This is a genomic window from Ferdinandcohnia salidurans (assembly GCF_042680725.1).
Classification (GTDB): Bacteria; Bacillota; Bacilli; order Bacillales; family Bacillaceae_L; genus Ferdinandcohnia; species Ferdinandcohnia salidurans.
The window spans coordinates 44364-60420 of record NZ_JBHUEK010000026.1 but is presented as its reverse complement, the minus strand read 5'-3'; the positions used below and the strand labels follow the sequence as shown (position 1 = coordinate 60420).

Sequence of the window (16057 nt, the reverse complement as noted above, 5' to 3'; positions counted from 1 at the left end):
ATACATAAACAAGGAGGCCAAATGGTGAGGAAGTTTAAACGTTTTTTTACTGTGCTACTGTGTTTACTATTATTATTGCCTAATATGAGTTTGAATGTATTTGCTGCTGAAGGTGAAACCACGGAGATGATTGATATTCCTGAATCCTCTGATTGGAAAGGTGCTATCGGAGGCGATGTTGGTGGTAATGACAAAATTACGGCTGAAAACTTTTTGATTAAAGAAAATGGAGATGGCTCTGTTAATATGACCGTCAAAAACAATCGTGGTAAAATCTCAAGTAGTTCAGAAGGAATTGCATATTATTACCAGCAAGTTGACCCTACAGATAATTATGAACTAACAGCTAAGGTGAAGGTTGAATCCTTTGAGGCAAATGGACAGGTTGGATTTGGGATTATGCTAAGAGGAAATCTATTAACGTCAACTGATGAAAAAACTGGTGATTATCTTGCGGTAGGTGGTATCAAGCAAGATATTAGAGGATTTTATAAGTACAGTAGCGCGTCATCTATATATCCAGATGAACTCGACTTTACAGCAAACAATCCTGCTCCCGGTGAAGAGTATACACTCAAGCTTAGAAAAGAAGGTACTATTTATCAGTTAACAGTCGGTGAAGAAACAAAAACGTTCACAGATTACACAGGGGAAATGAATTATGTCGGACTTTTCGCCGCAAGAAATGTAAGCGTTACCTACAGTGATGTAAATTTGAATAAATATAAAAAAGTCCAAAGATTAGAAGTAAATAGCGATCATATGAAAACCGAATATCTAACGGATGAAGAACTAAACCTCGATGGTTTAGTCGTTAAAGCAATTTACGATACTGGCGAAGAATCTACTTTATCTGCAAATGAATATATTGTTACCGGTTTCGATAGCAGCACTGTTGGGACAAATACAATTAAAATTAGTTATGGTGGAGCTGTATCAACAATAGACTTAACAATCAATGCATTAACTCTAAATGACTTATCAATCAAATACTTCCCTGCAAAAACGGTTTATTACCCCGGTGATAAGTTTGAATCAGCTGGATTACAAGTATTCGGTTCGTATAATAATGGAGAAACCTATGAACTTTCTGCGGAACAATATAATTTTAAGATTGATGATGTTACGTTAGATGATTCATTCGAATTTAAAGTACCAGGTACAAAAACCGTATCAATTGTGCCTAAAGATTTTCCTGCTGTTACAGCAAGCTTTAATGTAACTGTAAAAGATACTGAGCTTGAAGGGCTTGAGATAAAGAAGCAGCCTGTAAAAACACAATATTTTATTGGTGACCCACTCGATCTTACCGGAATGGTTGTATATGCTACCTATAAGGACGGATCTCAGGTAAGGTTACTAGAAAATGAGTATGATGTCTCTAATTTTGATACGACAACACCTGGAGACAAGAATGTAGTAATTAGCCATAAGGATGCTAGTAAAACTATCACATTCAATGTAAAAGAAAAGGAAGTTCATGAATTAAAAATAACTACGTTTCCTAGTACAACTTTTACAATTGGTGATATTTTTGCATCTGATGGATTAGAAGTTTCAAAGGTTTATGATAACGGAGACCTAGAGGTATTATCCACGGATTCCTATGTTATTGACTCTAGTTCATTTAATAGTGGTGTGGCTGGTACGTATTCTATTACTGTGAATCCAAAAGTAGATTTTGGTGTCTCCCCTATCACATATAAAGTAACAGTTAGAGATAATACAGAATACAAATTTGACTTTATTCGTTTTGGCCAATCCACATCAGATGAGAAAAACACAATCGAGTACTTAGAGAATGATACCGTTCGTTTAGCTGCTATTGACGGAGGTGGAAAAGTTACCGGGGACCATGATGGAATCTCCTTCTATTACACCGAAATTGATGCAAATGAAGATAATTTCGAGCTCTCAGCTGATATCAAAGTTGTTGAATATGCAAAGAATCCTCATGATGGACAAGAGTCCTTCGGAATTATGGCAAGAGACGCCATTTACGAAACTGGCGACCAAAAGGGAATTTTCGCGAGTAATATTGCTGCAATCGGAGGTTATTCAGGAGGTACTCGAGATGAAAACGGAACACAATTGTTTGTTCGAACAGGGGTAACATCGCCGGATGGTACAGGAAGCCAAGGCATTCAAAATGAAATGGTAAAGGCAGAAAGACCAACAACTTCTAATACTCATCCAAACAAAACATATCGTCTTACTCTTAAGAAAACGAATAGTGGTTTTACAGGAATACTAAATGACGGTGAGAAAACAATTGAAAAAGAGATTTATGCACCAGATCTTCTTAATGTTCAAAATGGTAAAGCATATGTCGGTTTCTATGCCGCACGTGTAGCAACAATTGAAGTTAGTAACATAGACTTCGAGGTAACAGCAGCAGAAACAGATGCTCCTAAAGGAGAAGCGCCTGTTAAAGAGGTAACTCCTCAGTTTGACATTTTATCATTGGAAAGGACTTCTGATGCGAATTATCGCCTGATCGTTCAATCAAATGTGAATGGAACTGTGACGATTAAAGAAGGCAATGAAACGATTCGTTATGATGAACCGATTATTGCCGGGCAAAAGCTTGAAATACAAACAAAAATCGCAAAAAATGCAAATACAAACTTTAGTTTTGTATTTATACCTGACGAAACTCAGAAACTAACAGACTATAATAGAATCATTCAAAACTTCACGGTTGAAATGAAGACATTTGCCGAAGATGGGAATATCTATGTTTCTCCTAACGGATTGAGTTCTGGTGACGGATCAAAAGAAAACCCACTAGACTTAGATACAGCCATTGAATTTGTAAAACCAGGTCAACACATCTATGTGATGGAAGGTCGCTATGTGAGAAATGCGATACTTGAAATTAAGAAATACAATGACGGCACTGAAGATGGGATGAAGTACTTATGGGCTGACCCTTCTGCTACAAGTAGACCTATCATTGATTTTGATAAGAAAACTGAAGGTGTTATTCATAGCGGTAACTACTGGCATGTAAAAGGCATAGACTTTATTCAATCTGCCGGAAACACAAAAGGTTACACAGTTGGTGGTAACCACAATATTATTGAAAACATTAAAACCTATCAGAACGGAGACACTGGTCTACAAATCAGTCGTACGGACAATTCTACAAATATAGCTGATTGGCCATCTTATAACTTGATTCTTAACAGTGAATCATTTGATAACCGTGACCCATCTGACAACAATGCAGATGGTTTTGCTGCAAAACTCACGGTTGGCGAAGGAAATATTTTCAGGGGTACTATCTCTCATAATAATATTGATGATGGATGGGATCTTTATACAAAGGTTGGTACAGGTGCTATTGGAGCAGTTACAATTGAGGATAGCATCGCTTATAACAACGGTTTCCTAACAGATGGAACTGTCGGGAATGGCGATAAAAACGGCTTTAAGCTTGGTGGTGAAGGAGTCCATGTCCCTCATATTATCAAAAATAGTGTTGCTTTCGGGAACGGAGCAGCAGGTTTCACAAGTAATAGTAATCCAGGTGTGATTGCCGAAAATAACTACGCAATTAATAATGCCGGTGTAAATATGGCATTCATAACATATGGACACATTACACCTGATTTTACAATTGATGGATTTATCTCCTTCTTTACAGAAGACAGCAAAATGAAAACAAAAGACAATTATCAACACGCTGATTCAGATAAGAACTTCATGTTTAATGGAGAACAATCTGTTAATAAATCTGGGGATGTACTTCCGGATGAAATCATTCAATCTTTGGCTACCATTCAAAACTTTGAACGCAGTCAAGATGGTGAAATTGATTGGAATGGTGTTTGGGATACGTTTGGTGACTTTATGGCACAATATGATGAACCTAATACCGAAAATCCAGAAGAGCCAGGTAAGGAACAGCCTGAAGAACCTAATACTGAAAATCCCGAACAGCCTGGGGAAGAAACTCCTGACAATGAAGAAGACAACAATCAGCCAGGAGATCAAACACCAAGTTCTGATCAAACTGGGGATAATTCTCAAGGGACAGATAAACAAAAAGATAGTAACAAATTACCTAAAACAGCAACCTCTGTATACAACTGGCTCGTTCTAGGTATTCTATTCATTTTTATTGGCATAAGTGTTGGTGTTGTACTTTATCGTAGAAAAGGTCTAGTTTCCTAACCTAATAGCTTCACTTAAAAGAGAGGGTCCTCCCTCTCTTTTTTTTTAACCCCTTCTTCTCTCACACCCCTCCCCCATTACATAGATAATCATTTAGTAAGGATTTCCCTTTTTAGCAACATCGGCATACTTTTATAGCAATATGTTGCTATAGATTGGTATCAAGCTTATGTTACACTCTCTTTTGTAACCGTTTTATTAATTGAATATTCAGATAGTTCTTTCGACCTATTAGGGAGGTGAGTCGTTTTTACTAGAAAGGAAATTACTAGTTTTTGTATATTACTTATTGTTTATAGAAAGGAGATTTTAATGAATGAGTACAATTAAACGTTACTTTTATTTGACATTGGTAGTTTTGCTCACATTCACCAGTTTATTTACTACCGTATCTATTACTCCTGTTCATGCTGAAGAAACGGACGCATCCTCCTTCCTTTTTGAAGCAGATTTTAATAATGACACCACTGGGGAACATCCATCAGGATTTGATGTATCTGAAAGTGGTGGAACCGTTCAAGTAACAGAGGTTCCTGACGCCACGAACAAAAGTGTGTTTTTAGATGATACAAGTGATTCAGCAGACGTTAATTTAAGCAAATCCTTCGAGGAGCTTGTTGGTGTAGTTACTGTTCAAATGAAATTTATGCAACCGCAGTATACAAGCTCGACAAAGGTAATGAGAGTAAAAGGAGACAAAACTCCACTCATTATTGAAACCAAAGACAATAACATATCATATCGTACTGGCAGCACCTATGCACCGTTAGTCCCTATTGAGGAAAATGTATGGTATGACATCAAGGCTGAGGTTGATTTAAATAATCAAACAGTAAATGTCTATATCAATGGAGAACTTAAGTTAGAGAACGCTAAGTTAAATGAACCTGCTACAAAAATAAGTTATTTTGAAACATTCACACCTGGAAGTAAAGCATTAGGACATTATGTAGATGATATTAAAATTTCTGGTTCTTTGCCGGAAGTTGAACCTGAAGAACCGAAAGACCCTGAAGAGCCAGGCGAACCGACTCCTCCTACAGGTGCAGGTGGAATCTATGAAGCGGAAGATGGAAAGTTAGTAAATGCTATCATTGACAACAAACATCCCGGGTTTACGGGAACTGGGTTTGTTGATATGGTACCGAATGCACCGGGTGGTTCCATCGAATGGAAGGTAGATGTTCCTGTCGGTGGAGAATATACATTAGATTTTCGTTATGCACATGGTGGTACAGATGAACGTCCTTCAGAAATTAAAGTGAATGGAGAAGTAGTTGAGCCTAAACTTGCATTTAATCCAACAGGTGGTTGGGCAAATTGGGTCTATACATCAACGAAAGCTACCTTAACAGCTGGTGAAAACGTCATCGTGGCTTCCGGTGTTGGTTCCAGTGGAGGTGCCAATATCGATCATCTTAAAGTTTATACGGAAGTTGACCAAACCTATGAAGCAGAAGATGCCCTACTTGATGAAACAGGGGTCATCATCGATAATCAGCATACTGGGTTTACAGGAACTGGCTTTATTGATTTTAAACCAAATCAGCCTTATAGCTGGGTTGAGTGGACAGTGAATGTTCCAACTGATGGAGAATACTACCTTGACTTCAGATATGCTTCCGGTGGTACTGATGCAAGACCAGCAGAGATTAAAGTAAATGATGAGATAGTTGCAGAATCATTAGCTTTTGATCCTACAGGAGCATGGACAACATGGGTATACACTTCCACGAAAGCTACTCTAAAAGCTGGTGAGAATAAAATTCGTGCTACCGGTGTTGGTACTAGTGGAGGAGCAAATATTGATCATTTACGAATTCATAATAAAGAAACTGGATCTGATGAAGGCCCTATCGATATTGAAGACTCCGAATTAAAGGATATCGTTAGCGGACTTTACTTGAAAAAGTTAAATGAGTTGGGAGTCATCGTTGAAAACCAGCCTGAAGATACCGATTCTATTACAAGACTCGAATTCATGTCTTTAATAAACAGTAAACTTGGATTGGTTAAAGAAGAACATTTCAAGGGATTAAGCACTGAATCTATGGTTTGGGAAGTTTCTCTAAATGAGTGGTACTCGTATATTCTAGCAGCTGCTAAACAAGCTGGATATATGGATGACCTTGTGAGGAATGGAAAGATTCAACCTAACAAGACCCTGAAGAAAAAGGAAGCTGTAAAAATTATTCAAAAGTTAAACGGTTCCTCACCGAATGCAGATAATAACAAAGAACTTACATGGGGGGAAGCTAAAAATCTCGTTAATTCCCTTCCATCAGAAGAAAAAAATAAAACAGTACAAATCGCGGATGTTCATGCAATTTCAAGTAATCTTATTGCGGTTACATTAAATAGTACTTTTGATGAATTTGATTTCTCTGATATTAATGTGGTTTACCCTACTGGCAATTGGTCGACTCTAAGCCCTAACTTTAAGAATCTAAGAATTGACAAGGCCGCAAATGGTAAAAATAAATTTGGTCAAACGGTCCTTATTTTAAATAGTTTGGATGAGCTAGATCAAAACGGGCAGTATATCGTAGAGCCTGAGAAAGTTACTTTTAAAGGCGATTTAAACGATGCAATTCGTAAAGCAGATAATCTATTAACCTGGCAAATGGAACACGGTGGTTGGACAAAGAACTGGCCACATATTTATGAACGTCCATGGGATGGTAAGGAACCGCGTTCAGAATGGGTGGCAAATGGTGTTGAATTAGGAACGATTGATAACGATGCAACGATTAAGGAAATTCTTTTCTTAGCCGAAGTTTATCGTGAAACTGGTGATGAAAAATACAAAGATAGCATTGAAAAAGGCTTTGAATTCTTGTTCCAATTACAATATGACACAGGTGGTTTCGCTCAGGTTTATCCTAGACGCGGCAACTACTCTGACTATGTCACATTTAATGATGAAGCGATGATCAATGTCTTGGAGATGATGGATGATGTTGTTGAAAAGAGGTATCCATTCGATTCAGATGTAATAAATGATTCTTATGTTAATAGAATCAAACTATCCATTAAGGGTGGTATTGATTATATCTTAAAGTCACAAATCAAATTTTCTGATGGAACATTAACGGCTTGGGGTGCTCAGCACGATCCATATACGTTTGAACCACAAAAAGCACGTGCATATGAGCATGCTTCAGTTTCAGGTTCAGAATCTATTGGAATCATAAGATTCCTTATGTCTCGTCCACAAACTGACGAAATAAAGAAATCTATTCGTTCTGCGCTTGAGTGGCTAGATGAAGTTAAACTCGAAAATACACGATATGTAAGTGGTGATCCAAATAATGTGTATTTTGTTGAAGATCCGAATTCAACGGCTTGGTACAGATTTTATGAGATTGATACAAACCGTGGTATCTTCTCAGGCCGGGATGGTGTTATTAAATATGACATTATGGAGATTGAAGAAGAAAGACGAAATGGCTATTCTTGGGGCGGTCATTGGGGTACGAAGTTATTAAGTACCGCTGAAGAAACTGGATATTTTACAAATAACGTATATGTTCAGGTTGTTGGTAGTAACTCTAAGGATATAAATGATAGACAATTAGAAGATGGTGATATCAAAGTTGTGAAAAGCCTAGAAAAACAGATTAGCCAAATTGAAAATGAAATTTTTGTTGCGAAAGATGGAACTGGAGATTATACAACAGTCCAGACAGCAATTGACGCCATTCCTGCAAACAATACAACTCCAATCACCATTTTTATTAAAAATGGAGTCTACAAAGAAGTTGTTACTGTACCGAATACTAAACCATTTATTACGATAATTGGTGAAGATCCGGAGAACACAGTGATTACATTCGATAACTTTGCAGGTAGAGATAATGGTGTTGGTGGAACTCTTGGTACAAGCGGAAGTGCAAGTGTGTATTTACGAGCAAATGATTTTAGAGTAGAAAATGTAACATTCGAAAACTCTTTTGATGAAAGCTCCACAGATGTCAGTGGAAAACAAGCTGTTGCCGTATATGCTGCTGGGGAACGTCAATATTTTAAAAATGTAAGATTCATAGGTAATCAGGATACATTATATGTTCACTCTGGAACACAATACTATAATCAAGTATATGTTGAGGGCGATGTCGATTTCATCTTCGGTGCAGCACGTGCTGTTTTTGATGATTCTGTCATTCACTCACTTAACCGTGGTTCAGAATCAAATAATGGATATATCACGGCTGCTAGTACATTAATCACGGACCCATACGGTATTTTGATTAAAGATAGTAAGCTAACAAGTGATGCCCCTGCTGGTACTGTATATTTAGGCAGACCTTGGCCTGCTGGTGGTAATCCGAATGCGATAGGTAGTGTGGTCATTATGAATAGTGAACTTGGTGACCATATTAAGACAGAGGGTTGGACTTCCATGAGTGGTTTAAATCCAGAAGATGCCCGCTTGTTTGAGTATAAAAACTACGGCCCCGGTGCTGCAATCAATGAATCAAGAAGACAACTTACAGATGAAGAAGCCGCTAACTGGACAGTACAAAATGTATTAAAAGGTTGGGATCCATCTGAAGGTGAAGGTTGTGAGAAACCAGGAAATGGACCTAAGAAAGAGAAAGGGCCAAAACCTGGGAATAATTCAACACCAGGATATTGCAAACAAGCTGGAATTTAAGTTGAAATCGTGGACTTAGGTTTTCTATAAAGTTTATCGATTTACAGGAAAAGAGAGGGTCTCCCCTCTCTTTTTATCATGCATACGCCTTATTTTCTTCTTCATTCTTAAAAAAGCTCTTCATCGCATGGAATACGTCTGCTTTTTGTTTTAAAATATAGTACCTAAATCTTTCATCTTCAATGTTCTTATAGGCTGACATAAGGGTCGAATGACGGTTATACTGGTTTACTTCCCCATAGCCAAACATATTAGAAACCTTCATTAACTCGCTCACTAACTTCACACATCTTGCATTATCTGAGGTTAAATTATCTCCGTCTGAGAAATGAAATGGATAAATATTATAACGTGCCGCTGGATACTTATCATCAATTACTTCTAATGCTTTGCGGTACACTGATGAACAAATCGTACCCCCACTTTCCCCTTTTGAGAAAAAGTCCTCTTCTGAAACAACTTTCGCTTCCGTATGGTGAGCAATGAATTCGATTTCGACCGTTTCATATTTTGTACGCAGGAATCGAGTCATCCAAAAGAAGAAGCTTCGTGCCATATACTTCTCCCAAATTCCCATACTTCCACTAGTATCCATCATCGCAAGCACCACAGCCTTTGAATCTGGTTTTACAATCTCATTCCATGTTTTAAACTTCAAATCCTCCCGATAAATCGGATGGAAGCTAGGCTTCCCTGCCATCGCATTTCGTTTGTATGCCGACATCATTGTCCGTTTCTTATCAATATTCCCCATTAAACCTGTTCGACGAATATCATTAAATTCAATGTTTTCTACAATGTTTTGATCCTGTTCTTTCCGCTTAAGATTTGGCAACTCTAACTCCTTAAATAAGGCTTCCTCAAGCTCCATTAGAGATACTTCCGCCTCATAATAATCTTCACCGGCTTGATCACCTGCACCTTGCCCTTTTCCAGGGCCTGCTTTTCCTGCACTTTGTCCGGACCCATCTCTTGCAATAACGTCACCAACCTGGCTATCTCCATCCCCTTGGCCGACATGTTTATTTTTATCATAGTTGTAACGGATTTTATATTCGTCTAAGGAACGAATAGGAATTTTAACAACATCTTTTCCGTTGGACATAATTATACTTTCTTCCGTTATCAAATCAGGTAAATTATTCTTAATAGCATCCTGTACTTTATCTTGGTGTCTAGTTTGATCATCATGGCCTTTGCGATGGAGGGACCAATCTTCTTGGGAAATGACAAAGTTCTTTGAATTACTTTTCGACATAATCTTTCCCCTCCTAAATTTTTTTTTATTAAACCATTCACATTTTTACCTTGACCCTCATACATTATCTTGACGGTTTGTGAAAGAACTTCGTAAAACGAAAAACTGTAGTAAACAAAACCTGTTTGAAATAAAAAAGAGACCAACAACTACCTACTCTTTAGCAAAAAAATTAACCAATAGTAGATTACTCTATACTATGCAAGAACATTGATTTATTGACAAAAAATTTCGTAAATTAGGCGATTAGTCTTAAAAATAGACAAGTTCCTGCTGTTTTTTCATTTTTTAAATAGCCAATTATTTTATTAAAATGGACAAGTCTTTGATTCACCATATTTGTTTCCGATTTGAAAAACAAGGGATTAGACCATCAAGCTGGCCTAACCCCTATTTTCTTTCTAGATTATCGGTTCAATAAGCTTCCTACATAACGTAGTAGTTCATTCGCGGATGTTGAATTATAACCGTGCTCATCAATTAATCTTGCCACAACCTCATTAACCTTCTTCAGCTGTTGCTCATCAGGTGTTTTTGTAGAAGTAGTGATTTTCACAACGTCTTTTAAGTCCGCAAATAATTTCTTTTGAATTGCCTCTCGAAGACGTTCATGTGAGTTGTAATCAAATCTTCTTCCTTTACGTGCATATGCAGAGATACGAATAAGGATTTCCTCTCTAAATGCCTTCTTAGCATTTTCAGAGATTCCAATTTGCTCCTCAATCGAACGCATAAGCTTTTCATCTGGATTCATTTCTTCTCCGGTTAACGGATCGCGAAGTTTGTTTTTATTACAGTATGCTTCAACATTATCTAGATAGTTATCCATTAATGTCTTCGCAGACTCTTCATACGAATAAACAAATGCCTTTTGAACCTCTTTCTTCGCAATATCGTCATATTCACGTCTCGCAATTGAGATGAAATTTAAATAGCGCTCACGGTCTTCATTCGAAATGGATGGATGGTGTTCAAGGCCATCCTTTAAGGAACGCAATACATCCAATGCATTAATGGATGGGTTTTCTTTTCGTATAATCGTGGATGATATCCGGTTAATGACGTAACGCGGGTCGATACCACTCATGCCCTCATCTTGATATTCCTTTCGAAGCTCCTCCACATCAACTGCATTGAAACCTTCGACACTTTCACCATCATACAATCTCATCTTTTTAATAATATCGATATCGCCTTTTTTAGGGGCTTTTAATCTTGTTAAAATCGTAAACATTGCTGCCACTCTAAAAGTATGTGGTGCAATATGAACATCGCGCACATCACTTTCCTTAATCATCTTTGCATATATACGCTCTTCCTCAGAAACACGTAAATTATAAGGAACTGGCATAACAATGATACGTGAATGTAACGCTTCATTTTTCTTATTCGAAATAAAGGAACGATACTCTGTTTCGTTTGTATGTGCGACGATCAGTTCATCTGCTGAAATTAACGCAAATCTTCCTGCTTTAAAATTACCCTCTTGTGTTAAGGATAGTAAGTGCCAGAGGAATTTTTCATCACACTTTAACATCTCTTGGAATTCCATCATTCCACGGTTCGCTTTGTTTAATTCTCCATCAAAGCGATAGGCACGTGGGTCTGATTCTGAACCAAACTCAGCAATTGTTGAAAAATCAATACTTCCAGTTAAATCAGCAATATCCTGAGATTTTGGATCTGAAGGGCTAAAGGTTCCAATTCCTACACGCTTATCCTCGGACAAGAATATTCGTTCAACTCTAACATCCTCAATCCTGCCTCCGTACTCTTCCTGCAATCTCATCATATTTAGTGGCGATAAATTACCTTCAATTCGAACCCCGTACTCATCGAAGAAGTCCTCTCTTAAATGATGAGGAATAAGGTGCAGTGGGTCTTCATGCATCGGGCAGCCTTTGATTGCATAAACCGCGCCTCTTTCAGTATGTGAGTATGTTTCTAAACCTCGTTTTAACATTGAAACCAATGTAGATTTACCACCGCTAACAGGACCCATCAATAATAAAATTCGCTTACGAACATCAAGTCGTTTTGCTGCTGGATGAAAATATTCTTCGACTAGTCGCTCAAGTGCTTCCTCTAAACCAAATAGTTGGTGGTCGAAGAACTTATATTTGCGCTTTCCATTTTCCTCTTCAATCCCTGCGTCTTTAATCATATTATAAACTCTGGAATGAGCAGACTGAGCAACCCATGGCTTTTCCTTTAGTAGTTCTAAATAATCAGCGAAGGTTCCTTCCCACTTCAAACGTTGTTCCTCTTCACGAAATTGTTCTATCTTTTTTAAGATATCCATTAATTAGGGGCCTCCTCCATCTTTGTTGTCTCTTGCACGGTTTAATAAAATGTATGCGAGGATGTCCTTTAACATGCTTTAATCTTACAAAATTCAACATGTCCTATTCTGAATTATAAGAAAAATTCCCCTAGTATTCTTGATTGGACAAAATGAAAATAATTTAGGAAAAATAAGGGGATACAATGTAAAAGGAGTTTATAAAGTCTATGTACCTGTTTTTAAAAGGTGAGAAAATGTTTACAATTTGTCCATAGATAACATTCACACAAAATTGAAATTAGGTTATAATACACCTAGGTATCTTTTTTGAAGGTTATTTTTGAGCTTCATACATAAAGGAGGAAAAACACATGAAATTATTGTTAATTTTAGGTGTTATTGTTACATTTTTAGCAGCTATCTTTACGGGTGGGTATGAAGATAAGCCAAGCGTAAACAAAAAATAATAAGAAAATGACCTCTGCCAATGGGTAGAGGTCATTTTTTTAAGTTAGTCCAGGATAGTTTTGTTGTCTTAAAGCTTCGTATACTACAATTGCTGCGGTATTTGATAAATTTAAAGAGCGGACATTTTCTGTCATTGGCAGTCGGAGAGCCCGTTCCATATTTTTTTCGATGAGTTCCTTAGGTAGCCCGGTTGTTTCTTTTCCAAATACGAAGAAATGATCCTTTTGTAAATCACTATAATCAAAGGATGAATATGCTTTCTGTCCAAACTTTGTAATAAAGTAAAATTCTCCATCCTGGTATTTTTTAAAAAGCTCCTCTAAAGAATCGTAATAATGAATCTTTACAAACTCCCAATAATCCAGACCAGCACGCTTAAGCATTTTGTCCTCAGTTGAAAATCCCATGGGCCCAATTAAATGTAAAGTTGTCCCTGTTGCTGCACATGTACGCGCGATATTCCCTGTATTTGCAGGAATCTCTGGTTGGTATAATACGACGTGTAGTCCCACTTTCCTTCACCTCAATCGTTATTATACCAAAAAGAAATCAAATACGCCTTGGCGTATTTGCACCCGATTTTTAGGCCCACACGATGTGGGTCATAAAGACGTTGCCACAGGAAGTGGCGTTCTTAGTCTTTGAACTTACCGCTCGAAAAATTTCCTTTGAAAAATCGTGGCATCCGCCGGAGGCTGTAACTTTATTCAGCCAGGGTTTGAACCCCACTAAATAGTATATCTTATTTTCTTGATTCCACACGGACAGTTAAGGGGCTTCTACTGAATAAAGTTATTAGTTATTTATGATATGAAAAAACTTATATTTAATATTCGGTGTATAGGCTGTTGAATCATAATAGGACCAATACCTCATTCGGCTGTTTTGCGACTGAGCATTAACGAGTGGATAACCTTCAATATCCTTCGCCACGACAATCGTATTATGATTAAAACGCCCATCTCCTTCAAAGTCATAGCAAATCAAATCACCCAGTAAAAGCTGCTTCGGGGAGGATACTTCTTTTGCTTGAAGACCTTTTTGTGATCCACTTAAATACCATCTCAAAGCATTAGCGACAGACCAGCTAAAACTCCAATTATTATTTTGCCACCACCAGCCTTTACTGCGATTAGGATGTCCGTACATCGGCGAGCCCCCGGCACGGAGACATTGCGAAATAAAATTCGTACAATTATCTTCAAACTTTTTGTATTTTGGGTTGTAATCATTCCACCAGCGCTCCGCGTATTGAACCGCTGCAAGCCGGTTATATTTAAAATCCCGATCGTCTTCTTCTTGGGTTTCACGATCCATCGCTTCATGATGAGTGTCAATTTCTTTTGGAACCTCTTCATCACTGATTAATTTATTTAATGTAAATACAGCCCTTCTTTCTTCACAGTGCTCCTCGACGTACAGATTTTTATTTTGACGAATTAAATATTGGTAATGAACAAGATAATTGAGATGGACCTTTCCATCCACTTCATTTTTACTGATGATTTGGCCATTTGTATTGCATTTCACGATCTCAGCTGAACGTTTATCTAGAAGTTCTTTTTTCCTCTGAATAAACTCAAGGTCCTTTACTGGCAAACTAACAGAAGAAACACTTCGTTGATTTCCAACTAATAATTGAGCCTTTGCCTCAATTACTTTTGCTAAAGTCGACTTCAACTTCCAACACCACCTTCAGGTTGTGATATTACACAATATGAAGGAATTCGTGAAAATATTTTATTGTTTGTGATCTGGACTTGCGTTTAAGATTTGTCTTATTTAATATTAGCGACTATTACAAGGTAGGTGTTGCATTATTACATCATCAATCTCTTTCCACCTATTGTAGATTGTCCCATTCTCACATTCATCGGAACTCAGACTATGGGTTTATTCGTTTCTGTGTCAGAAACAACCCTCTATCAAGACTCAGACTATAGGGTTAAAATTTTACAAAAAAAGGATGCGCCATCGCATCCTTTTTAGTTGATTAACATATTCAAACCTTTTTCGATTTCTTGTAGAACTTGTTCGTCCTTCTCTTTCAGACTAGCATCTTTTAAGATTTCAATTGCACTTTCGTCGCCTATTTTTCCTAATGCCCATGCAGCAGTACCCCGCAGTACTGGTCTTGGGTCATCCTTTAAGACTTTTGTTAATTCAGGAATCGCACTGCTATCCTTAAAGTGGCCAAGTGCAATAATTGCATTTCGTTGGATTGGTTTTTTCCCTCTCCAAGACCCCGACAGTGAACCAAATGTTTCCTTAAAATCACGATTACTAATCGATAAAATCGGTTTTAACAATGGCTTAACGACCTCAGGCACCGGCTTCATTTCCTCATGAAAATGAAAGTCAATTCCTTTGTTTTTCGGACATGCTGTCTGACAAGAATCACAGCCATACAGCCGATTTCCAATTTTCGTACGGAACTCGTCCGGGATAAAGTCTTTTGTTTGCGTTAAGAAGCTAACACATCTTTGTGCATTGATTTGTCCACCCTGCACCAAAGCACCCGTTGGACAAGCATCAAGACATGCTCGACATGAACCACATTGATCCTCAATTGGCGAATCAGGTACGAAAGGGATATTCGTAACCATTTCCCCTAAATATACGTATGATCCGAACTCAGGTGTAATAATTGCACAGTTTTTTCCACTCCAACCGATCCCTGCTCTCTCTGCCACAGCACGGTCAGATAACTCCCCTGTATCAACCATCGATTGGAGTTTAGCCTCAGGCAACTTTTCCTTGATAAACGCCTCAAGCTTTTGTAACCTGTCCCGTAAAATATGGTGGTAATCCTCTCCCCAAGAGGCACGTGCAAACAAACCTCGACGTTCGTTTCGTGTACTCCTTGGTGCATCCTTTAGCTTTGCTGGATAAGCCAGTGCTATCGCAATAATAGACTTCGCACCAGGTAAAAGGAGCTCTGGGTTTGTTCTTTTTTCAATATCTTTTGGTTCAAATCCCGATTGATAGCCTAATTCCTGTTGCCGTAATAGTCGTGATTTTAATTCTTCAAATGGCGAAGCACTCGCAAAGCCAATTTTATCGATTCCAATCGTTTTACTATAATCAATGATTTCTTGTTGTAGTTGTATAGTGTCCAAGTCTTGGAACCTCCCTTCTTTGGACTTGTAAGCCGTTCTATTTAATGAATTACTAGGATTTATGGTACACTATTTACAATAATTTTTGGAGG

The 16057-nt window shown here is 37.8% G+C and carries 7 protein-coding genes; 2 read left to right on the top strand and 5 right to left on the bottom strand.

What is annotated here, in order from left to right; translation table 11 throughout:
- Nucleotides 1-24: 24 nt before the first annotated feature.
- Nucleotides 25-4179, top strand: a complete 4155-nt coding sequence (locus ACFSFW_RS18465; protein ID WP_388040421.1) for a right-handed parallel beta-helix repeat-containing protein — start codon at nt 25-27, stop codon at nt 4177-4179.
- A 316-nt stretch (nt 4180-4495) separates the two neighbouring features.
- Nucleotides 4496-8836: a pectate lyase gene (gene pelA, locus ACFSFW_RS18460; RefSeq protein ID WP_388040419.1), complete on the top strand. Its 4341-nt coding sequence runs from the start codon at nt 4496-4498 to the stop codon at nt 8834-8836.
- Between the two features lie 76 nt (nt 8837-8912).
- Here pelA and yhbH read toward each other — a convergent pair whose 3' ends face one another.
- The 5 genes from yhbH to queG form a co-directional block, all read right to left on the bottom strand.
- A complete protein-coding gene (gene yhbH, locus ACFSFW_RS18455; RefSeq protein WP_304214745.1) occupies nt 8913-10094 on the bottom strand; it encodes a sporulation protein YhbH in 1182 nt (393 codons plus the stop codon).
- Between the two features lie 406 nt (nt 10095-10500).
- A complete protein-coding gene (locus ACFSFW_RS18450) occupies nt 10501-12396 on the bottom strand; it encodes a PrkA family serine protein kinase (RefSeq protein ID WP_304214748.1) in 1896 nt (631 codons plus the stop codon).
- Nucleotides 12397-12884: 488 nt separating this feature from the next.
- Entirely contained in the window at nt 12885-13358 is a 474-nt protein-coding gene (gene trmL, locus ACFSFW_RS18445; protein WP_388040416.1) for a tRNA (uridine(34)/cytosine(34)/5-carboxymethylaminomethyluridine(34)-2'-O)-methyltransferase TrmL, read from the bottom strand.
- 283 nt (nt 13359-13641) lie between these two features.
- On the bottom strand, nt 13642-14526 hold the full coding sequence (locus ACFSFW_RS18440; protein ID WP_388040415.1) for an amidase domain-containing protein: 885 nt from the start codon (nt 14524-14526) through the stop codon (nt 13642-13644).
- Between the two features lie 305 nt (nt 14527-14831).
- Nucleotides 14832-15965, bottom strand: a complete 1134-nt coding sequence (queG, locus tag ACFSFW_RS18435; RefSeq protein WP_304214754.1) for a tRNA epoxyqueuosine(34) reductase QueG — start codon at nt 15963-15965, stop codon at nt 14832-14834.
- Nucleotides 15966-16057: the final 92 nt, after the last annotated feature.

Excerpts from the sequence above, each read along its gene's own strand:
- yhbH (WP_304214745.1), bottom strand. The coding sequence starts at position 10,094 with ATGTCGAAAAGTAATTCAAAGAACTTTGTCATTTCCCAAGAAGATTGG.
- pelA (WP_388040419.1), top strand. The coding sequence starts at position 4,496 with ATGAGTACAATTAAACGTTACTTTTATTTGACATTGGTAGTTTTGCTC.
- ACFSFW_RS18450 (WP_304214748.1), bottom strand. The coding sequence starts at position 12,396 with ATGGATATCTTAAAAAAGATAGAACAATTTCGTGAAGAGGAACAACGT.